A 20,184-nucleotide genomic window follows, 5' to 3' on the forward strand; every position below is an offset into this window, starting at 1 on the left:
TCGGTGATCCGATTGAACCACATCGTTGGCAAGGTCCTTCTCTAAAGAGAGCTATCGGATACTCTTTGCAAGACTTTCAAGCAGATATAAAAGTGGAAAATCTGAATGTAGACTTCGAGGTTGGTATGATCGAAATTTATCTACTTGATGCGAACAATAACACCGTTGCAAAAATCGGCATCGAAGATGTGTGGCGTGGCACCGAACAAATGATAGCAAAGTCGCAACTCGGGGGAACAAACGGTAAGTGGGTATTTCAAGAATTTCCTTCGATTGGAAATGAAACAGGTTGGAATAACTTCAACGGATTGTTGCGAATCAGTCGTGTGGGCAGACAATGGGAAATGTATGTGGCTCGATTCAGTCCTTCGGGCATTCATCTGACAAGGCGTTATTTTAGCTTTAATGATGTTGCAGGGAGTTATATGGTTCCAATTACACAGATTCAAGTAGCGACAAGGTCATTTCCGTTAAGGGTTCCAACCGAAATGAGGGTCAAAGAAATTAAAATCTTTCGTATTAATCAACCGCAACCAGTTCAAGAAATTCCACTCGCTGTTCAGCCAGGCGATGTGATTGAAATCAATACCGAAACGTCGAATCTATTATTAAATGGAGAGTCAAGGGTTGATTTGTATGAACTATCAACAGATTTTTTTGAAATAGAACAAGGGATTAATAGTTATGAACTTTATCCTAAAGGCATTGCCGATGTGGAAGTTAGGTATAGAAGAAAGTGGCTGTAAAAGGAGGAAAAAAGAGTGGTAAATAATCGATTATTAAGAGAGTCTAATCCAACGCCTGGAACAAACCCTGGCTTCCTTCCACAGCATCGAGTAGAAGGTGCAAATCACTACGAAGAGACGCGAGGAAGAAACGGTGCTCTGAAACAATACATTGTGGACGTTAATGGCAATCCTATTAGTTCCGCAAATCCTCTTTCCGTTAATGTGGGAAATTTTCCTACCACACAAAGTATTACTGGAAGTGTGGATGTGAATAATTTTCCTGCTTTACAACAAGTAGCAGACACTGATGTCTTAGCTGAATTGCTCTTGCAAAAGGAAGAGCTGCAAGCGATTGAACAGAAGTTAAACGGCACACTGGATATTCAAGTAATTGGGAGTAAAACACAATTGGCAGTAACTGATGCCAGCGATAGCAGTTTGGTAGATGCTGGTACAAGTAACACAGTAACCATTTTGTCAGCCAGTGGGACTATAGCCAAACTCGAGTGGATTTATATTCATATTCCTGCACCTACAGGAGCAACAACTGGTGACCATAGCGTTGTAGTCGGCATTGAGGACACACTTACAAGAAGTAGGTTTATATCCTTACAGGCTCAATTTAATAAGGGGATAGAGATAGGTCCGATGAACTTTTCTGGAAATGCAATGTCTCATTCTATAGAAAGTCCTGCTATGTTGAGAGAGTTTCTAGGGCGAGGTGTTCATTTTGGAGATACTACAAATAAAAGTCTTAGAGTTACCTACAATAATAATACGGATGTAACTCAATCAAATACTAGAATGATTAGGGTACGATCAATACAGGAAGCGGTGATACAGTAATGGAACTAAGAGAATCGAAAGTTAATGACATTTTCGAAGATGACGGAAGAACATTTATCGTTACTGAAAAAAGAGAAAGTGCTGAAGGTCAGCTAGTGGTTATTACGAAAGAGGAGGCTACTTCAACTAACTCATAAGCCCGTATAGTTGAATAAAGGTCAATCGAAAAAAAGCAGAAAAATGGTGTATTTTGTTTGAATTTAGAAGGGATATAATACTCATCTGGAGAAGAGTATGTATGAGGGGTGATTATATGAGTATTGATGAAATCATCGAATTGCTTGAAGAAGGAGACCATACTATTCATTTGGCTTATGATGATAAAGTCAAGAATGATGTAGTATTATATGGGGCTGTAGAAAAGAAAGGTGCCTCAAATGGTTTAGACCGTCATGAATTTGCGTTCAGAGCTAGAGAAGAAAAAGAAGAGCTGTTAAAAAGAGTTTCTGAGATATTAGTGAGAACTTAGTAAAAAAAGAGCCAACAGATTAATTACTGTTAGGCTCTTTTTCATACTTTATTAAGTCTCCAGGAGTTACATCTAAATAGTCACATAGCTTATCAAGTAGCTCTTTAGGATATTGTTTGTTCTCGTCGGTATAAAAGGTTCTAACAGATTCGTAGCGGTAGCCAATGTCCTTTGAAACTTTCAAGACTGACAAATTCCTCTCGTCCAGTATCTCTTTAAGGTTAGATTTAATAGTCATGGTATCCCTCCTAACTATCATTATACACGAAAAACGTGTAATTTGTCCTATTTACTCGAAAAAAGTGTAATGTTACTCTTTAATTACACGAAAAACGAGTAACGAGGGGATGACATCATGAACTTATCAACACTATGGGAAATGTACGAACAGGACAAAACACTCGAGGCCTATTCAAAGCAAACGTTAAAAGCCTACAAGCTACAGTATAAAATGTTGGTCGAACATTTAGAGGACATGGATGCAGATGAAGTAACAGTGTTCCATTTAAAGGGCTATCTATCTGAACAACAGAAACGACTAAAAACAAGCTCTTTTCAGCACCGTTGCAAGTTCATACGTGGCTTCTTTAGATGGGCGCATGAATATGGACTAATTGAAACGAACCCTGCTTTTAAAATCAAAATGCCAAAAGATCAAAAACGTATCCCTAAATTTCTCAAAGAAGAAACTCTTGAGCTCTTGCGTATTAATTGCAGAACAGCACTGGAAGGTGCATTGATTGAATTTATGTATTCTGCTGGTGTCCGTATTGGAGAAATCTACAATCTCAATCGAAAAGATTTCAACTTTACTGATCGCTCTGTGATCGTAAATGGTAAGGGAGATAAAGAACGTGAAGTCTACTTCAGCAAGAGAGCAGAGATATGGATCCAACGTTATTTCGATGAAAGGCTAGATGATGAAGAGTGCTTTATCTGTACTCAAAGAAAGCCACATAACCGCATGAGCATTGCTCAAATTAGATGGATTATTAAAAAACTAGCAAAACGTGCAGATGTGGACGAGAACGTGTATCCTCACAAGCTGAGACATACGTACGCTACACACTTGGTCAATAGAGGCGCACCGTTGGACATGGTCCAGGATATGCTTGGACACAAAAAGATAGACACAACACGCATCTATACGCATTTACGCGGAGATCGTCGCAGAGAGGAATATAGGAAATATTTTTAAGCTCACATTGTGTGGGCTTTTTCTTTTGAAAGGGGGTGAAAATTTGGAACAAATCCAACATTCTACGATGTACATCCGGGCTGATGAAGATGAGGAACAACCGATAACAGCAACAAAAACACCGATTTGGATCTATGACAAGGATGAGAAATTACGCTTGATTTTGCATCCAGATAATCAATCAGCTATGAGCCTTACAAGTCCGCAGTATACCCAGCATTCCACAATGTTTATCGGAACAGACGAAGAAGAACCCGAAAGAGAAGATGTCGGCATCCCATACTTTAACGGAAGGTATAGAGAACAATTAAACGGTGAAATTTCTCTTGAATTTTCAATACCAGCTGATCACCCGAATGCCGCACTGGTAGAAGAAGATGGACGGGCTGTCATACGAGATAAGGACGGTGGATTGGTCGAGTTTATCATTCGTGTGCCAGAGGATGAAGATGGTCTTAATGGTCCTGTTAAACACATCTTTGCAGAGGGTGGTGATTACGAATTAATTGACGAATGGGTGACCGGTTACACTCAAGCGAATGTCACATTGCATACAGCTTTAAGTGCTATTCTACAAGGCACACGTTGGTCAGTCGGTGAAATCGGTGATCTAGGAAGGCGCAGCGTTAATCTTGAAGATATGACGGTCAAAGAAGCTGTAATCGAGCTACTCACTACTTTTGAAGCAGAGATACGGTACCGTGTGGAAGCTGATGGCAATCACATAACAAGACGATATATCGACATTTTTAAGCAACGTGGGAGCTATACAGGGAAGCGATTTGAAATTGGCAAAGACATTAAAAACATTCGCAGAACTGTTGATAGTACAGGAATAAAAACAGCTTTGTATGGACGTGGCAAGGCACAGGAAGAAGGTCCGCGTCTTTCTTTTGCCGATGTGGAATGGTCAAAATCGAATGGCGATCCTGTAGATAAGCCGCGCGGTCAAACCTTTGTGGAAGATGTCGAGGCTAGGGAGCGTTGGGGCTATGCTCAGGGAACTAAGCACAGATGGGCTATGTATGACGGGCAGGAAGAAGATCCAGGCGAATTGCTATTGAATACTTGGCGACATTTGCAAACGATTAATAGACCTGCTATCACCTATGAAATGGATGTGCTGACGTTAGAATCAATAACTGGCTATGAACATGAGCGTGTTCGCTTGGGCGATACTGTTGACGCACTAGACAGGCGCATCCATCCACATATTGTTGTGGGTGCATCTGTGATCGAGATTGTCCATGACCTGAATGAAGCTGAAAACACTGAAATTGTTCTTGGTGATTTTAGAGAAAAGTTTACTAGTAGTTTTCGTGAACGAGACTTAGAACGAAGATTGAATCGAAAAGAAGGGAGTTGGGATAGTAAGCTAGGTCCAGAAGAAGCTAGAGAAATCACAGTCGATTATTATGAGAGACGAATCCACGTTGGTACAGAGCCGTTAGACGATCCAGAACGCTATGACTTGTGGGTAGATGTAACAACATATCCACCAGTATGGCGGCAATGGGATGGAACAAGGTGGGTAAAAATCACACGTGATCAAATGTCTGAGCTTAATGGTCTTGTGACAGAGCTGCAGATTGCTAGTAATGCAGTCTCAAATGCAAAGATTCAAGTCGATGCTGTCCGGCAAATGAACATTCAAGATGGTTCTATTGCTGCTGCTAAGATTCAAACGAACGCTGTTACAGCTATTAAAATAGCAGCTGGTGCGATAACTTCTGAAAAAATTTTTGCTGGCGCAATCACAGCAGATAAAATTGCAGCTAATGCGATTACGGCTAACCACATTTCGGCGAACACGATTACAACCAATATGATTTCTTCGGCAGGATTGGATGCAGGTGTTATTACTTCTGGTTACATTAGAGGTGTAATAATTGATGTTGATACGAATGCCACGATTGGGAACACATTGGTTCTAGCAGGCTTCGATGGAGCTAATAAAAGCATCCTTTTTAAAGACACTGCCAACATTTTCGTTCCGGCAGGACAACACTGGATAGAATACACCGCTATGGAGGGTCATGTTTTTAGAGGTGGTGTGATTCATGATTCCCGTGTTAATTTTTATGATGCTACTTTCTTTTACGGTGTCGCAAATTTTAACAATGCTATCTTGCAAGGGGTAGCACCCGCTAATCACACTCATTCCCAATATTTTAGTAGTGCTGGGGCAGGTTTAACATCTAGCGGTCAGCAGGTGAGTGTCAATTACACGGCTTTAGACAATTACTACGCCACTAACTTTAGTTCGGCACGAAAAGTTATGCTTGATGCTACGTCTGCAGGCAATTTAGTCGTGTATCGCAATGGCGTAAGAATAGGAACGATACGATTTGATAATAACACAGTACAAGGAGGATAAAATTTATGACGATTACAAATTTAAAGCAAGAGATTAATAGCTTATCTGCTCGATTATCTACAACAGAAGATTTAAATGAAAAAGAGCGACTAATCCATATGATGGATCGGTTGCATTTTTTATATAAGGATATGAAAAACAATCCTGATTTTAATTCAAAATCTGAAGGGATGGCTGAATAATGATGCAAGTAGATGCGAATAAAGTAATAAAAAAACTATCGAATCAATTAGCTGTACAGTCAGAAAATATCGCCATATTACAGGTGCAAATTGACATGCTCCTCGAAGAAAACGAACATCTTAAATCTGAAAACGAAAGATTGGAAGCCTGCTCAGAGGAGTAGGCTTTTTACAATGAAAGGAGAGATAGTGTGGAACATATTACTTTATTTTTCAATCGAGAGAATTTAGATGCTATCCATTTGTATCTGTTTGGGGGTGTGAGATTTTTAGACTTATTAGCACTGTTGATGCTAATTGATGTAGCTACTGGCATAACAAGAGCCATAAAAGAAAAACGCTTGCGTAGCCGAACGGCTTACTTTGGCTACGCTCGTAAGGTGGGTGCCTTTGGGATTATTATCTTAGCGAATATCATCGATATCATTCTTGATCTAAATGGCGCCATTACCTTTGCTACGGTGCTATTTTATATTTCGGTTGAAGGTTTGTCGATTTTAGAAAATTACGCACAGATTGGGGGTAAGATCCCAGAAGCGATAAAAGATAAGCTGCAGGTGATTGGCGATAAGAAAAAGGAGGAGAGTGAAAAATGAATATATTAGACATTCGTTCCTCAGCACCGCGGCACCGAACGAAACTACCTACACTACGTGCGATAAGCGGTATTCGTCAAATTGTTCTCCATCATGGGATGACAAGAAGAGGGCTTGGAGGAACAAATTACGAAGCCTATTGTCGTTTTCATACACAGACGAATAATTGGTCTGTGGGTGGATACACGTACGGTGTAGAGCCGGATGGTGTCATTAAATGGGGGTATGATTGGAACATACAAACACCTCATGTCGGTAACAGCAACCGTCATTCGTTAGGAATTGTTTCACCTGGTGATTTCCGTTTCGAAGAGCCTACAACTGTTCAATATCAAAGAGCGCTTGAACTGGTCAATTGGCTTCTTCCACAGCTGCCGAATTGCGACAAAGTCATTGGTCACCAGGAAGTACCAGGATATGCATGGAAAAACTGTCCGGCTTTTTCTATGAACCAATTTAGAGCTGATTTACAACGTGTACAGCAAGGGGAAACATTAGATGAAGAGGAGGTTTACTTTAATATGAAACTAACAAAGGTTGAACAGAGTGCAGTAGTTAGTATGTTGGAGCTTTGGACAGATGAAAAGAGATATAGCAATGCTTTGCAGAAGTCGTGGTTAAACAGAGCAAAAGCGGGCGAGTTAACTGTCCGAGATGCAGTTCGCATACAGTACGAGGCCCAGCGTAGAGGAATTAGATGATTTGAAAAGAGCCCTCACGTTTGTGGGGGCTCTTATAATTGGATAATAAGTGTAATAACGATGGCTAACATTGCTGCAAATAGAGCAATATTTCCCCAAAAATTTTGAGACTTCATTGTATCAATACGATCAAGACTCTTCTCGGTCTTCTCTTCCATTTTATTTAGAGCAGTAATTATTCTTTCCTCGCGCTCCTTACTTTCTTTGAAAAAGCGCTCTTCTCTTTCTTTTGCATCAGATACGTATGACTGCAATTGTCTCTCAAATCTTTCTTCTCGTTCTTTTATGTTCTGCGAAGTCCTTCTTTCACTTTCCCTAACGTCCTCTTTTAAGTCATTAATTCTGTTGTGCTCTTCGGTCATAGATCGCTCATCTCCTTTAGACAGGCGTCTTTCTTTAAAGTCTACTTCAATTATATGGGGACGTATGTCATTTATGAATTTAATATCAGGTTTAGCATTCCCCTTTTCACCAAGTCTAATAACATCATCTTGCTTGAAATCGCGATTTGTTTTTGAATGATTTAACTTGAAATCGAATGTATATTCTTCATCCTTACGTTGTTCACTCAACACTATCACCTTCATTAAGAGGAGTCATTTTAGCTACTGGTACTTCTAATGTTTTAGTTTCACCATTAACAGTTACAACAACTTGATAAGTCCCTTCCACAGGTAACACAATATTGTTAAATCCAAGATCAGCTTCACCAGCTTTTACTGCTCTACCGTTAGTAATTTCAGGTTCAGGTATTTCGAACTTGATTTCATTCGTATCCTTTACAGTTTTGCCGCTAGGATCCTTTAAAACTACTCTAATAATATTATGACGTGAAGGGTTTTTGTCAGTTGAGAAAAGTGAAAAAGCTATTCTGAACGAAAAATTACCTGGGATGCTTATTGGATTCAATCCAACCAAAGGAATTATACTTTTTTGATCGGATGTAGTTATAATTTCTTCACAGAGAATTAAATATCCTATCTTCCACATAAAAATCATCCTTTATATGTATGTTTAGCCTTAATTATAATCAAAGTTGATAGCTTTATAAAGAAATATCTTACTTTATCTAGTTAAATAGACAAAAAAAACACCCACTCCCGGCCAAAGGTTAAGTTTTACCATCTTTCTAAAGTACTTTCTTTATCCTTTAACTCTCTTTCGTACCAGGAAGGTAGAGGTAAGTAAATCACATGCTCTTTATTAATCCACTTTATTAACTTCTTTTCTACGAGACTTTCTATAACAGGTAAAATATTTTCTCTTTTCCTTCCCGTTTTCACAGATAAATCCTCAACGCTAGCCAACTTACCATACCAACTCATATTCCTAATAATAGTACGTGTTTTTCGTTCGATATCGGTTAGTTCAGCTTCGTTTATAAACATGCAGCCACCTCTTTTTATTGATTATATGCGAATGAATGTTCGTGACACAATGGGGGGAATTGTCGATTATCCTACCTGCTTGGCAGAACTGGTTATTGTTTCCTTATGCTTTAGTATTGTAGAATGGGGTTAACACTACCGAATTGGAGGGGGAATTTTGAAAAATTTAAAACTAAAGACGGTATTGTTTGTTGTTGGGGCACTTATGCTTGTTTTTGTTTCCTATAACGTCGGATTATTAGGAGGAAACACAGCTGTCGGCGAGGAACGCATGAATTACAAGCAGTTAATGTCCAACATGCAAGAGGTTGAAGAAAGGTTAGAGCGGAAAAAGACAGAGTTTTATGACCTCAACGAAGAAGTTAGGATATTAGAAGTTGAAATTGAAAATAAAAGAGAAGCAATAGATGAAGCTTTAGCGATTTATGAGGACCGCAAAAAGATTGAGATGGAAATTCAGGAACTTGACATAGTGTTATCTAAAAAGAAAGATGAGCTTGCATCTATAACAGGAGAATTAAAGAGAAAAGAAGGAGACCCTATTGTTCTGAGTGCAGGGCATTACGTTGTGGGTAAAGATTTACCGCCTGGGCGGTATATTGCAGAAGCTAATGGCGGTAGTGGTAATTTCTTCGTTAGAAATGATGGGCGTTCAAAAGTGTCAGTTACTCTTGGAGAGGGAGGAATGCGAGAGGAAGAATACGTGTTTTTTGCAGAGTCGGGAGATACGATGGAATTGAATACTGCAACAAAATTTACAAAGGTAGAGTAGCCAAATATAAATGGCTACTCTTTTTATTTTTTCGTTTCTTTTAATTAGGTTGACTAAAATAGTAAAGGCTGGTTAAGGTATAAGAAGACTCCAACCGATTACTGCGTAAATAAGGTTTTTTTTTATTACCCGTATTTATGTGAAGTTTACATGCCTGTATTTAAATACTAAAAATCAAGTGCTTCATCGACAAACCATTTTTGTCGGAAGCTTAAATGCAAGCATTGTCCACCCTCGAGAAGTGTTTAAAGAGGCGTTTCGCCGTTCAGCCGCTTCATTGATTTGTCTTCATAACCATCCGTCTGGTGATCCGTCACCAAGTCGCGAAGACATAGAAGTAACAAAACGCCTATGTGAAGCAGGAAAGATAATTGGCATTGAATTACTCGATCATGTGATCATTGGAGACAGAAAGTATATTAGTCTCAAGGAAAAAGGATATTTGCCATAAAAAGCTGCTACAGGGTAGTAAAAAGCATGTCCTAGGCATGAAGGCTCAAGTGTGTGTAAAAAAGTTCATGTAAAATGGTCAAAGGGGAACTAAAGGCTATTTTTTTAAGAAGATTTTCGATATAATAATGGTTATGACTTCGGTTAATCATGAAGGGAGCTACATAGATGTTCGGTGGTTTTTCAAGAGATATTGGAATTGATTTAGGTACAGCGAATACGCTTGTATATGTAAAAGGTAAAGGAATTGTCGTTAGAGAGCCTTCTGTGGTTGCTCTTCGTACAGATACAGGCTCAATTGAAGCCGTGGGAAATGATGCAAAAAACATGATTGGAAGGACGCCAGGGAATATTGTAGCTGTGCGACCGATGAAGGATGGGGTCATTGCTGATTTTGATACTACAGCTACAATGTTAAAGCATTTCATCCGACAAGCACAAAAAAGTCGCTCGATCTTTACAAGAAAGCCTTCGGTGATGGTATGTGTGCCAACAGGGATAACCGCTGTGGAAAAACGGGCGGTGGAAGATGCGACGAAGCAAGCTGGTGCAAAATACGCGTATACACTTGAAGAGCCGTTTGCAGCTGCGATAGGGGCAGATTTACCGGTATGGGAGCCAACAGGAAGCATGGTTGTTGATATTGGTGGTGGAACGACGGAGGTTGCAATCATTTCTCTTGGAGGAATCGTAACAAGTCAGTCGATTCGTGTAGCGGGTGATGAAATGGATGAAGCCATTATCCAATATGTGAAAAAAACATATAATTTAATGATCGGAGAACGAACATCAGAGATGCTTAAGCTTGAAATTGGTTCGGCAGGATCACCTGAAGGCGTTGAAGATATGGAAATTCGTGGGCGTGATCTCTTAACAGGCTTACCGAAAACCATTTCTGTGTCTGCAAAAGAAATTTCAGGTGCTCTTGCTGATACGGTGACGACGATCGTTGAAGCGGTGAAAAACACACTTGAAAAGTCTCCGCCAGAGCTAGCAGCTGATATTATGGATCGAGGCATTGTCTTAACAGGTGGGGGTGCGCTTTTACGTAATTTGGATCGCGTGCTAAGCGATGAAACGAACATGCCTGTCATCGTTGCTGAAAATCCTTTAGATTGTGTTGCGATTGGAACTGGGCGAGCGCTTGAGAATTTACATTTATTCCGTTCTAAAGCAGGGATCACTTCAAGTTCTGATCGGAAATCATAAGTAGGTGGCATGAATGCCTTCATTTTTCTCAAATAAAAAATTAATTGTTTTACTTGTGAGTATCATTATTTTGGTTGCTTTAATTGGTTACTCTTTAAGTGATCGCCAACAGGAAACGTGGGCTGAAAGGTTTGTTCAAGACGCTGTTGGATGGGTGCAATCCATCGTCATGAGACCCGCTCATTTTGCAGCGGGTTTCTTTGAGAATGTTTCTGAACTTCGCAACATTTACGAAGAAAATCAGGTGCTAAAATCAAGGCTTGAAGAGTATGCTGAGCTTTCAGTTGAACGAAATGTACTTCAAGAAGAAAATGAATCACTTAGGGAAATGCTTGACCTTGATGAAAGTCTTTCATCTTTTCAAATGTGGAATGCGATTGTCATTCATCGGAACCCAGACCGTTGGAGTGAGTACATTGGTATTAACATCGGTTCGCAAAATGGGATCGATGAAAATATGGCTGTCGTCTCATCTGATGGTTACTTAATCGGGAAGGTACAGCAGGCAAGTGAACTCTCTTCTAGGGTGCAATTGCTCTCCGACACTGATCGCACAAACCGAGTGTCAGCACGGATTGATAATGAACAGGGGTCGGTTGGTTTTATAGAGGGCTATGATGAAGAGTCGGGTCTTCTCATTTTGCGTAAAGTTGATATGGATGCCGAGGTAGAAGCTGGTCAACTTGTCACAACATCAGGTTTAGGAACCGTATATCCAAGAGGGATTATCATTGGTGAAGTTGAAATGGTTGAACCAGATGAATATGGCTTAACGCAAAATGTCTATGTCAAACCAAAGGCAAACCTTCATTCTCTTGATTATGTCGTTGTTGTGGAACGGTTGAGCACTTCAATGGATCCAGAATTAATTGAGGAGGGCGCATTGTGAGCCGATTCATTCTTCCTTTGATTTTATTTGGGCTTCTTGTTCTCGAAGGAACCTTGATTCAGCTCTTTATACCAGAACGCTTTCAAGCCGATTTCATTATGGTTCCACGGTTCATTGCAGTGATGCTCGTCTTTATTGGTATATTTCTTGGTAAGAGTTCTGCCCTTTTATACGGTATAGGATTTGGCTTGCTCTATGATGTGGTGTATACAAACATCCTTGGTGTGTACGCTTTTGGTTTCGGGTTATTAGGGTACTCATTTGCTTTGACGTATAAGTGGCTTCAATATAGTAACGTAACGCAGGCTGGCCTAGCGATTTTTGCCGTTGCTCTTCTTGAATATTATCAGTATGGCTTGTTTCTTATCATTGGAATAACGGAAATGGAAGGCATGCGCTTTTTTCAGGAGCGACTCCTCCCAACCCTTGCATTAAATGGAGCCTTTGCGATCCTCACTGTTTATCCAATGCGTAGGCTGTTGCAATATGTCAAACGAATGGCAAGCCTTCGAGAAAAATGAAAGAGAAAAAAGGGAATCGAGATACACATGTTGAATAACTCTAACAGCACGGTTTTTTAATGATAAAACATGTGCTTTCTAAGGGGAACGTTGGAAATGATGCAAAAAAAACAACATGTCACGATAAAAGGAACAAAGGATGGCTTAATTTTTTCATTAGATGATCGCTGTTCTTTTGATAGTTTACTAGAGGAGCTGCAAGAAAAGTTATCCTCTAAGCATTACCAAATTTCTGATCAACCTCAGGTTCAAGTAAAGCTAGATGTAGGGAACCGCTTTTTAGATCCAGAACAAAACGAACAAATTCATTCGATTATTACAGAGAATAAAAACCTTGCAATTGAACGAGTAGATTCAAACGTTATTTCCAAAGAAGAAGCAGAACGATTAATTAATGAGTCGCAAATTGTTTCAATTGCAAAGGTTGTTCGCTCTGGGCAAGTGATAACGGTTGAAGGTGATTTACTTCTTATCGGTGATGTGAACCCAGGGGGAACGATTCAAGCGTCTGGAAATATTTTTGTCCTCGGGGCTCTTCGCGGCATCGCTCATGCAGGGTGTAATGGTTCAACGGATGCCGTTATCTCAGCCTCCCTCTTGGCACCGGCGCAGCTTCGAATTGCAGATGTGATTTACGAATGGCCGAAGCAGGATGATGAGGAAGATGTAATCATGGAGTGCGCATACATATCGCCTCAATCGAATCAAATTGAACTGGAACGAGTACAAAAACTTGCCAATATGCGTCCACAGCTTACAAAATTTTTTCCAGAAGCCGTTGAGCAATCGTTGAATAGAAAGGGGAAATGAGCGTGGGAGAGGCTATCGTCATAACAAGCGGTAAGGGTGGCGTCGGGAAAACGACGACGTCCGCAAACATCGGCACCGCCCTAGCCCTTTCAGGAAAAAAAGTCTGCTTAATTGATACAGACATCGGACTGCGCAATTTAGATGTAGTAATGGGGCTTGAGAATCGAATTATCTATGATCTAGTGGATGTAGTGGAGGAGCGCTGCCGGCTTAAGCAGGCCCTGATAAAGGACAAACGCTTTGAGTGTTTATATTTACTTCCTGCAGCTCAAACAAAGGACAAGTCCTCAGTGGCCCCTGAGCAAATGAAAGTGATTGTTTCTGAACTTAAACAGGAATATGACTATGTCTTAATCGATTGCCCAGCGGGAATTGAACAGGGCTTTAAAAATGCAGTTGCTGGAGCTGATAAAGCCATTGTCGTAACAACTCCGGAAGTGTCCTCTGTCAGGGATGCAGATCGTATTATTGGATTACTTGAACAGGAAGACGTTGAATCGCCACGTCTTATCGTGAATCGGATTCGTGGACATATGATGAAAAACGGTGAAATGTTAGATGTTGATGAGATTGTTTCGATTCTCGCAATTGAGCTACTAGGAATCGTTGTAGATGATGAAGATGTAATTAAATATTCGAACAAGGGTGAACCGATTGCCCTTCATCCGAATAGTAAAGCGTCTGTAGCCTATCGAAACATTGCGCGGCGCATTTTAGGAGAAACGGTTCCTCTCATGTCCCTTGAACAACAAAAAGGGATGTTTGCAAAAATTAAACAATTTTTCGGCGTGCGTTAACAAATGATAAGGGATGCTTAATCAATATTTAATAAAGGTGGTTAAGCGATAGGCTCCTTGCTTCGTCGTTCTGTAAGCTTCACCATTTTAGAGAATCTCTTCTTTTAGAGATTCTCTTTTTTAGTAAACGAGGAAGTCTAACAGTTTAAAGCTGTTTAACTCTTACTCCTAGCCAATCGAGCTTGCTTCAGTCTGTCAATGGTTTCCTATAACCCTGAAGCGTATTGACAGACTTCCAGCACTTGTTGCGGCTGAACAAGCAGTTGCGCTTTATTTAATGACAGATTCTTTTTAAGGATGGAATTTATATGTAAAAACGTTTGATATATGGAAGAACGGGTAATCTATAAGAGACACTAACGAAGGGGTGATATGGAATGGGAAAGAAAGTAGCAGTTATCGTTACAGATTTATTTGAGGACTCTGAATATACAGAGCCAGTTAAGGCGCTCAAAGAGGCTGGTCACGAGATCGTGAACATTGAGAAAGAGAGCGGTAAGACGGTAAAAGGAAAAAACAATGAGGCATCGGTGACAATTGACAAGGGCATTGATGACGTGTCAGTAGACGATTTCGATGCACTTTTTATCCCAGGTGGCTTCTCACCAGATATTCTTCGCGGGGATGATCGCTTCGTCGAATTTGCCAAAGGATTCGCAGAGGGGAAGAAGCCGATTATGGCCATTTGTCATGGTCCACAGCTTCTCATTACAGCGGAAGTACTGAAAGGTCGTGATGTGACAGGGTATAAGTCCATTCACGTCGACTTGAAAAATGCAGGCGCGAATTTGCATGATGAAGAAGTGGTTGTTTGCGGTGGTAACCTTGTTACGAGCCGGACCCCGGATGATATTCCTGCTTTTAATCGAGAATCGTTAAAAGTGTTAGAATAATGGGGAAAGCACCTAGCTGTTAACTAGGTGCTTTTCCTTTGGCTAATCATTATAAAATTCAATGTGACTTTCTTAATGAAGAAACGAACGAAGCTTTGCTAGACTTGCTAAATATAAGACGTTGTGTTTCGTTTTAAAGCTAAGTGCAAGATAGCTCTGGTAGATTTGATGTAAGCTTTGACATGGTGTCGCGAAAATCTCCGATTGAAAAAGGCTTATGCAAATAGTGAATGTGATGAAACGGAGAGGAAAGCTCTTCATTTCGTCCAGTCGATAAAATGACGATGCTTCTAGGCTGGGCCTTATCATCCTGTAAGTGCTCAAGAAGTGCAGTAATCGGAAAATCATCGAGATCGTCACTAATGATGAGGGGATGACACTCATCAAGTCCGCTATTTTTCATGAATAAAGCACCACTCGTATAGATGTTCACTTGTGCGCCTAACAACTCTAAGTGATACTCAATTAATGTAGCATGGCTTGGCTCATCTTCAACCACTGTTACGACAAAAGGACGCATACATACCTCCAAAAATCTAAGCTAGTATCTTATTATTATCTTTATATTAAATTTTTGTAAAGGTAAGTGCAAGCAATCAATTTTTGTCGATGAATTGTTCCTGTTGAAAGTCTCCACTTTTACCGCCTGTTTTTCGCAACAAAAAGGTTGGCCCAATGATCATGCCTTTATCGATGGCTTTGCACATATCATAGACGGTAAGTGCTGTTGCAGAAGCAGCCGTTAGTGCCTCCATTTCTACTCCCGTTTTTCCAGTTGTTTTCACCGTGACTTCAATATGAAGAAGCCAGGAGTTCGCTTTTTCTTCCCATGAAAAGGAAATGTCCACGCCTGTAAGAGAGAGGGGGTGACACATAGGTATCCATTGTGACGTATTTTTCGCGGCCATCACACCGGCTACTTGAGCCACTGAAAGAACGTCACCTTTACCCATGGAGCCTGACTGGATTTTTTCATAGATCTCTGGGAGAACTTCGACGCTCGTTTTTGCTACGGCTGTCCGTTTTGATTCATTTTTTTCCGATATATCGACCATCTTTGCTCGACCTTGTTTATTGAAATGGGTGAAGTCACTCATTTTATGTATCCGCCCCTTTTTCCGTTTTTATTGATCCTATTGTTGTGATAAAGAACGACTAAATTCTGTGCTATCATAATAAACAGATTGAGGTTTGTCAAACGAGAGGAGAGTGGATCGACATGTCGGTACAAGAACATAAAAAAGAGGCGCCAAAAATCGTAAGGTGCATGATTTTAACGGTTTCAGATACAAGGACCTTTGAAACGGATAAAAGCGGTCAATTGATTCGTACGTTGCTAGAACAACATGGGCACCATGTCACTGAATATCAAATTGTAAAAGATGAATACAGTCAAATTCAGCACTGGCTTAACGTGATCGGAGGTCGTGCAGATGTAGACGCTGTTTTATTAAATGGTGGAACAGGTATCGCTTTAAGGGATACGACCTATGAAGCAGTACGAGATAGCTTAGACAAGGAGATGCCAGGGTTTGGAGAAATCTTTCGTTATTTAAGCTTTACCGAAGACATAGGAACGGCTGCGATCCTAAGTCGGGCCATTGCTGGGGTCTGTAATGGAAAAGCAATTTTTTCAATGCCAGGCTCATCAGGTGCAGTGAAGCTCGCGATGGAACGCATCATTATTCCAGAGCTTGCACATGTCATAAGAGAGCTTTTAAAAGACCGAAAATAAGAGTTGAGTCGCTGATTATAAAGTAATCGTTACTTTGAGGGCATCACAATCGCTGCCACTTGTTATTGTTTGAGAAGACCAGTATAATTGAAAGCGATTTTAAGAAGTGATAGAGATAGAATTTCTAACAGCTTAAAGATGAATTGATAGATGTACGAGGTGAGGTAATGGTAGAGCGGAGAACACCCATTCCAGTAAAAGAAGCAGTTTCTCGAGTCCTTCATTTTCAACAAGAGGCAATCGTTGAGAACGTTTCGATCGATGATTGCGATGGTCGTTATTTAGCCGTGCCATTAAAAGCGGATCATGACGTTCCACCATTTGATAAGTCGCCCCTTGATGGTTTTGCGATTCGAGCAATGGACACAGTGAACGCCTCTCGTGAAACACCGGTCCGCTTAAAGGTCATTGAAGAAATTGGTGCCGGTTCAGTAGCGACAAAGGTACCAAAGGCTGGGGAAGCGATTCGAATTATGACAGGAGCGCAAATGCCACAGGGAACCGATGCCGTTGTGATGTTTGAATTAACGAGAGAATTTAAAGAGGATGGCCAGGCTTTTATTGAAATAAAGCGTTCGTTTCATGAGGGGGACAACATTTCCTTCAAAGGGGAAGATACGAAAAAAGGGACAGCTCTTGTGGAAAAGGGACGCTTTATTGATGCAGGCGTTAAAGCGCTGCTTGCTACCTTTGGTTACGCGCAGGTCCCTGTGTTTCGAAAGCCAAAGGTCGGTATTTTTGCTACAGGGACCGAGCTATTGGATGTAAATGAACCCCTTGTTCCGGGGAAAATTCGTAACAGTAATGCATACATGGTTGCTTCGCAAGTAAAGGAAGCAGGAGGAGAGCCACTCTACCTTGGAAAGCTAGTCGACGATTTTGAACAGTGCTATGAGGCGATTTCAAACGCTCTTGAAACGGTTGATTATTTGATTACAACAGGTGGTGTTTCTGTTGGGGACTACGATTATTTGCCAGCCATTTATGAGAAGCTTGGTGCAAATGTGTTGTTTAATAAAATTGCCATGCGTCCTGGAAGTGTGACGACTGTAGCAGAGTGGCAAGGAAAGCTCTTGTTCGGATTATCAGGAAACCCGTCGGCTTGCTTTGTCGGCTTTGAGCTACTTGTTCGCCCATCCATTCTCACAAGCTTTTCAGCGGAACGACCTCATTTGCAACGTGTCCAAGCGAGATTAGAAAAGGATTTTCCGAAACCGAATCCATTTACACGCTTTGTTCGAAGCCGAGTGAGCGTTGAGGAAGGGCGTTTTGTCGTTGCACCAACTGGGCTTGATAAATCAGGTGTTGTTACTTCCCTTGCTGATGCCAATGCCCTTCTGATGCTGCCAGGTGGAACAAGAGGATTTGAAGTTGGGATGATGGTCGATGTTTTGTTGCTAAAAGGGGAAGGCAGTAAGTGGCCTTGGGGCGAGCTATGAAGCTTCTTCAAATTGTCGGCTTTAGCAACAGTGGAAAGACAACCTTGATTGAAAAAGCCTTGCAGTACATGGTAGAAAAAGGGTTGAGCGTTGCGACGATCAAGCATCATGGCCATGGTAAAAAGCTGCTCGCTTTAGATACGGGAAAAGATTCCCACCGTTACCGAGAAGCTGGTGCAGTTGGTAGTGCTGTAGCAGCGTCTGAAACCTTGCAGCTGCAAGTGCAAAAAAAAGAGCCTTGGTCAGCAGAAGAGATCCTTTCGATCTATGAAAAGCTTGATCTTGATGGGGTTCTTATTGAAGGATTCAAACAGGAGCCTTTCCCAAAAATAGCAATGATTCGCCATACTGAAGATCTGACTATGTTTGAAGGAATGGAAAATCTTCAGGCCGTAATCTATTGGGAGGCTATCGATGGGTTGGAGAAGAAGGGCATTTCATTCTTTCATATTAAAGAAGAGCAAGCGTATTTAGAATGGATGTATCAACAATTGGAGGCAAAACATGAGTAATGGGTTATTTGAAATTACATCAGAGCCGATTTCAATTGAAGGCATTGTGGAAAAAGTCGTTCACCCTCATGCAGGGGCGATCAATACCTTTATTGGTACCGTACGGGAATTGACAAAAGGAAAGCGGACATTGTATTTAGCGTATGAAGCCTATGAGCCAATGGCTGTCAAAAAGCTCGCTCAAATTGGGGATGAGATCAAGAAAAAGTGGCCAGAAGCGCGTGTGGCGATTACGCACCGTATTGGTCATCTTGATATTTCAGACATTGCCGTTGTCATTGCGGTTTCCACTCCACACCGAGCCGATTCTTATGAAGCAAGTCGTTATGCGATCGAGCGAATTAAAGAAATTGTACCGATTTGGAAAAAAGAACATTGGGAAGACGGGGAAACATGGGTTGGCGACCAATTAGAACAAACACGATACCCTGAAGGGCGTCCCAAGCTGGAGGAATAACAATGATACGTGTTTTATTATTTGCAGAGTTAAGTGAAAAGACAGGCAAGCAGGAACTAGTCATTGACCGAAAAGAAATGACGGTAACTGACCTTAAAGAAGTGCTCATTTTGCAGCATGATGAACTGGCGCCATTAGATCGTGTGATGGTTGCTGTGAACGAAGAATATGCGGAAGAAGATGCAACCGTAAAAGAAGGCGATACGGTTGCTCTCATCCCACCTGTTAGCGGTGGATGAAATAAAGACGAGCGAGGATTTCTAAGCGAAAATCCTCGCTCGTTTTTATAATTGCTGAAGATCTTTCTCTTCATTAATATTTGTAAATGCACGAGATAGTGCATTAAGGGAGGAATCTTCCACAAATTTTGTCCTTACTCGCTCGAAAAGAGCTCCAACCTTAAAAGTTCCTTCATCTAAAAGTGCTTGAATGACTGGCATACAAGAACGAGCGTAAAGTCCGATTAATGGCTGGCGACGTCCGTTCACAACAGGAATAATCGCGCTTGTTTGTGGATCAAGGTGGCGGTGAGATAACAAAAGGTCATAGATTTCACTTTTTAAAAGAGGTGCATCACAAGGCGCAGTCAGATACCAGCTTGAATTGTAGGTATGCATTACCGTATACAATCCAGCTAATGGGCCACGCCCTTGATAGGTAGGTAAATCCTCGATGACTGGAACAGTCTCCGCTCTCTCAAATGATTCTTTTAAAGAGGGGTGGCTCACAATATAAATCGTCTGGCAGTGGGCTTGTAAGGCTTGTAAGCTAGCTTCATAATACTTAAACCCATGATATATTTCAAAGGCCTTTGGTCGACCAAATCTTCGTGAAGCCCCACCTGCTAGTAGCACCCCTGTCCATTGATGGTCCATGCTTGATTCACCTCAGCTCATTCGTTCCTTCTATTATGACATATGAACGGCGGACAAGTCATATAAATTACTAGATGGACTTTAAAAAAGGATGGGGTAGTGATGTCAAAAGAGCTGAACAAAGTCCGGCGTAAGCTTGAATCAAGGCGTAGAGAAATTGGCGAAACGATGAGAAGAAAAGAACGTTCTGCACCGATGCTGTTTACTCGTCATGATGAGGCAAGAGAAGAACCAGACATGTATGTGTATCAGGACCAGCCGAAGGATTCGCTAGCCTTTAAGGGACAAGATTTTTTTATCTTGCGAGCATTGGTAGCCATTAGTTTATTTTTACTCATCG

The 20,184-nt window shown here is 41.0% G+C and carries 29 protein-coding genes and 2 pseudogenes; 24 read left to right on the forward strand and 7 right to left on the reverse strand.

What is annotated here, in order from left to right:
- The 4 genes from BLT_RS0105310 to BLT_RS0105325 form a co-directional block, all read left to right on the forward strand.
- The coding region (locus BLT_RS0105310; RefSeq protein WP_017726774.1) for a phage distal tail protein at positions 1 to 746 on the forward strand (746 nt) is incomplete at its 5' end.
- Between the two features lie 15 nt (positions 747 to 761).
- Positions 762 to 1,574, forward strand: coding sequence for a hypothetical protein (locus BLT_RS0105315; RefSeq protein ID WP_017726775.1), 813 nt, complete (start codon positions 762 to 764; stop codon positions 1,572 to 1,574).
- A complete protein-coding gene (locus BLT_RS23965; RefSeq protein ID WP_017726776.1) occupies positions 1,574 to 1,711 on the forward strand; it encodes a hypothetical protein in 138 nt (45 codons plus the stop codon). The genes BLT_RS0105315 and BLT_RS23965 overlap by 1 nt, the downstream gene beginning before the upstream one ends.
- A 116-nt stretch (positions 1,712 to 1,827) precedes the next feature.
- Positions 1,828 to 2,043: a hypothetical protein gene (locus tag BLT_RS0105325; protein WP_017726777.1), complete on the forward strand. Its 216-nt coding sequence runs from the start codon at positions 1,828 to 1,830 to the stop codon at positions 2,041 to 2,043.
- A 19-nt stretch (positions 2,044 to 2,062) separates the two neighbouring features.
- On the opposite strand, the gene BLT_RS0105330 is transcribed toward BLT_RS0105325, so the two are convergent.
- On the reverse strand, positions 2,063 to 2,302 hold the full coding sequence (locus tag BLT_RS0105330; protein WP_338035652.1) for a helix-turn-helix domain-containing protein: 240 nt from the start codon (positions 2,300 to 2,302) through the stop codon (positions 2,063 to 2,065).
- A 96-nt stretch (positions 2,303 to 2,398) separates the two neighbouring features.
- Between BLT_RS0105330 and BLT_RS0105335 the strand changes: the two genes are divergently transcribed.
- From BLT_RS0105335 to BLT_RS21475, 6 genes are read left to right on the forward strand one after another with little or no spacing between them, the layout of a single operon-like run.
- On the forward strand, positions 2,399 to 3,241 hold the full coding sequence (locus BLT_RS0105335) for a tyrosine-type recombinase/integrase (RefSeq protein WP_017726779.1): 843 nt from the start codon (positions 2,399 to 2,401) through the stop codon (positions 3,239 to 3,241).
- Between the two features lie 43 nt (positions 3,242 to 3,284).
- Positions 3,285 to 5,618: a phage tail protein gene (locus BLT_RS22615; protein ID WP_017726780.1), complete on the forward strand. Its 2,334-nt coding sequence runs from the start codon at positions 3,285 to 3,287 to the stop codon at positions 5,616 to 5,618.
- Positions 5,619 to 5,623: 5 nt separating this feature from the next.
- Positions 5,624 to 5,800 carry a hypothetical protein gene (locus BLT_RS23970; protein WP_017726781.1) on the forward strand — a complete coding sequence of 59 codons (177 nt, stop codon included), beginning with the start codon at positions 5,624 to 5,626 and terminating at the stop codon, positions 5,798 to 5,800.
- Positions 5,800 to 5,964, forward strand: a complete 165-nt coding sequence (locus BLT_RS23975; RefSeq protein WP_017726782.1) for a hypothetical protein — start codon at positions 5,800 to 5,802, stop codon at positions 5,962 to 5,964. The genes BLT_RS23970 and BLT_RS23975 overlap by 1 nt, the downstream gene beginning before the upstream one ends.
- A gap of 27 nt (positions 5,965 to 5,991) precedes the next feature.
- A complete protein-coding gene (locus BLT_RS0105355; protein WP_017726783.1) occupies positions 5,992 to 6,396 on the forward strand; it encodes a phage holin family protein in 405 nt (134 codons plus the stop codon).
- Positions 6,393 to 7,097, forward strand: a complete 705-nt coding sequence (locus BLT_RS21475) for a peptidoglycan recognition protein family protein (protein WP_017726784.1) — start codon at positions 6,393 to 6,395, stop codon at positions 7,095 to 7,097. The genes BLT_RS0105355 and BLT_RS21475 overlap by 4 nt, the downstream gene beginning before the upstream one ends.
- 32 nt (positions 7,098 to 7,129) lie before the next feature.
- Here BLT_RS21475 and BLT_RS0105365 read toward each other — a convergent pair whose 3' ends face one another.
- The 3 genes from BLT_RS0105365 to BLT_RS0105375 form a co-directional block, all read right to left on the reverse strand.
- The gene (locus BLT_RS0105365) at positions 7,130 to 7,669 is read right to left on the reverse strand and encodes a hypothetical protein (protein WP_017726785.1); all 540 of its coding nucleotides are present in this window, start codon (positions 7,667 to 7,669) and stop codon (positions 7,130 to 7,132) included.
- A complete protein-coding gene (locus BLT_RS0105370) occupies positions 7,662 to 8,087 on the reverse strand; it encodes a DUF6941 family protein (protein ID WP_017726786.1) in 426 nt (141 codons plus the stop codon). The genes BLT_RS0105365 and BLT_RS0105370 overlap by 8 nt, the downstream gene beginning before the upstream one ends.
- 128 nt (positions 8,088 to 8,215) lie before the next feature.
- Positions 8,216 to 8,485 (reverse strand): hypothetical protein, encoded by a 270-nt coding sequence (locus BLT_RS0105375; RefSeq protein WP_017726787.1) that lies wholly within the window; start codon positions 8,483 to 8,485, stop codon positions 8,216 to 8,218.
- Between the two features lie 157 nt (positions 8,486 to 8,642).
- Between BLT_RS0105375 and BLT_RS22620 the strand changes: the two genes are divergently transcribed.
- The 8 genes and pseudogenes from BLT_RS22620 (at position 8,643) to BLT_RS0105415 (ending at position 14,826) form a co-directional block, all read left to right on the forward strand.
- Positions 8,643 to 9,257 (forward strand): hypothetical protein, encoded by a 615-nt coding sequence (locus BLT_RS22620; protein ID WP_017726788.1) that lies wholly within the window; start codon positions 8,643 to 8,645, stop codon positions 9,255 to 9,257.
- A 145-nt stretch (positions 9,258 to 9,402) separates the two neighbouring features.
- Positions 9,403 to 9,708, forward strand: a pseudogene (gene radC / locus BLT_RS21485) (RadC family protein); the annotation flags it as partial.
- 167 nt (positions 9,709 to 9,875) lie between these two features.
- The gene (locus BLT_RS0105390; protein WP_017726790.1) at positions 9,876 to 10,916 is read left to right on the forward strand and encodes a rod shape-determining protein; all 1,041 of its coding nucleotides are present in this window, start codon (positions 9,876 to 9,878) and stop codon (positions 10,914 to 10,916) included.
- A gap of 13 nt (positions 10,917 to 10,929) precedes the next feature.
- Positions 10,930 to 11,805 carry a rod shape-determining protein MreC gene (gene mreC / locus BLT_RS0105395; protein ID WP_017726791.1) on the forward strand — a complete coding sequence of 292 codons (876 nt, stop codon included), beginning with the start codon at positions 10,930 to 10,932 and terminating at the stop codon, positions 11,803 to 11,805.
- On the forward strand, positions 11,802 to 12,326 hold the full coding sequence (gene mreD / locus BLT_RS0105400) for a rod shape-determining protein MreD (RefSeq protein WP_017726792.1): 525 nt from the start codon (positions 11,802 to 11,804) through the stop codon (positions 12,324 to 12,326). Before mreC ends, mreD begins: the two co-directional genes overlap by 4 nt.
- A 96-nt stretch (positions 12,327 to 12,422) precedes the next feature.
- Positions 12,423 to 13,136: a septum site-determining protein MinC gene (gene minC / locus BLT_RS0105405; protein WP_017726793.1), complete on the forward strand. Its 714-nt coding sequence runs from the start codon at positions 12,423 to 12,425 to the stop codon at positions 13,134 to 13,136.
- Between the two features lie 2 nt (positions 13,137 to 13,138).
- Positions 13,139 to 13,933, forward strand: a complete 795-nt coding sequence (gene minD, locus BLT_RS0105410) for a septum site-determining protein MinD (RefSeq protein ID WP_017726794.1) — start codon at positions 13,139 to 13,141, stop codon at positions 13,931 to 13,933.
- A 377-nt stretch (positions 13,934 to 14,310) separates the two neighbouring features.
- Positions 14,311 to 14,826: a type 1 glutamine amidotransferase domain-containing protein gene (locus tag BLT_RS0105415; RefSeq protein WP_017726795.1), complete on the forward strand. Its 516-nt coding sequence runs from the start codon at positions 14,311 to 14,313 to the stop codon at positions 14,824 to 14,826.
- A gap of 139 nt (positions 14,827 to 14,965) precedes the next feature.
- Here BLT_RS0105415 and BLT_RS0105420 read toward each other — a convergent pair whose 3' ends face one another.
- Together BLT_RS0105420 and moaC are read right to left on the reverse strand one after the other, a co-directional pair.
- The gene (locus BLT_RS0105420) at positions 14,966 to 15,346 is read right to left on the reverse strand and encodes a response regulator transcription factor (RefSeq protein ID WP_017726796.1); all 381 of its coding nucleotides are present in this window, start codon (positions 15,344 to 15,346) and stop codon (positions 14,966 to 14,968) included.
- A gap of 76 nt (positions 15,347 to 15,422) precedes the next feature.
- Positions 15,423 to 15,923 (reverse strand): cyclic pyranopterin monophosphate synthase MoaC, encoded by a 501-nt coding sequence (gene moaC, locus BLT_RS0105425; protein WP_017726797.1) that lies wholly within the window; start codon positions 15,921 to 15,923, stop codon positions 15,423 to 15,425.
- A 122-nt stretch (positions 15,924 to 16,045) separates the two neighbouring features.
- On the opposite strand from moaC, the gene BLT_RS0105430 reads away from it, so the two are divergent.
- From BLT_RS0105430 to moaD, 5 genes are all read left to right on the forward strand, one after another.
- Positions 16,046 to 16,561: a MogA/MoaB family molybdenum cofactor biosynthesis protein gene (locus tag BLT_RS0105430; RefSeq protein WP_017726798.1), complete on the forward strand. Its 516-nt coding sequence runs from the start codon at positions 16,046 to 16,048 to the stop codon at positions 16,559 to 16,561.
- A gap of 167 nt (positions 16,562 to 16,728) precedes the next feature.
- Positions 16,729 to 18,000: a molybdopterin molybdotransferase MoeA gene (locus BLT_RS0105435; protein ID WP_017726799.1), complete on the forward strand. Its 1,272-nt coding sequence runs from the start codon at positions 16,729 to 16,731 to the stop codon at positions 17,998 to 18,000.
- Positions 17,979 to 18,512 (forward strand): molybdopterin-guanine dinucleotide biosynthesis protein B, encoded by a 534-nt coding sequence (gene mobB, locus BLT_RS0105440; RefSeq protein WP_026104998.1) that lies wholly within the window; start codon positions 17,979 to 17,981, stop codon positions 18,510 to 18,512. Before BLT_RS0105435 ends, mobB begins: the two co-directional genes overlap by 22 nt.
- The gene (locus BLT_RS0105445) at positions 18,505 to 18,969 is read left to right on the forward strand and encodes a molybdenum cofactor biosynthesis protein MoaE (protein ID WP_017726801.1); all 465 of its coding nucleotides are present in this window, start codon (positions 18,505 to 18,507) and stop codon (positions 18,967 to 18,969) included. Before mobB ends, BLT_RS0105445 begins: the two co-directional genes overlap by 8 nt.
- Positions 18,970 to 18,971: 2 nt before the next feature.
- Complete coding sequence (gene moaD, locus BLT_RS0105450) at positions 18,972 to 19,208, forward strand: molybdopterin converting factor subunit 1 (protein WP_017726802.1); 237 nt, start codon at positions 18,972 to 18,974, stop codon at positions 19,206 to 19,208.
- 45 nt (positions 19,209 to 19,253) lie between these two features.
- On the opposite strand, the gene mobA is transcribed toward moaD, so the two are convergent.
- The gene (gene mobA, locus BLT_RS0105455; protein WP_017726803.1) at positions 19,254 to 19,844 is read right to left on the reverse strand and encodes a molybdenum cofactor guanylyltransferase; all 591 of its coding nucleotides are present in this window, start codon (positions 19,842 to 19,844) and stop codon (positions 19,254 to 19,256) included.
- A gap of 102 nt (positions 19,845 to 19,946) precedes the next feature.
- On the opposite strand from mobA, the pseudogene BLT_RS0105460 reads away from it, so the two are divergent.
- Positions 19,947 to 20,184 (forward strand): annotated as a pseudogene (locus BLT_RS0105460) (M23 family metallopeptidase); the annotation flags it as partial.

The organism is Halalkalibacterium ligniniphilum (assembly GCF_000334155.1).
GTDB lineage: Bacteria > Bacillota > Bacilli > Bacillales > Bacillaceae_D > Halalkalibacterium > Halalkalibacterium ligniniphilum.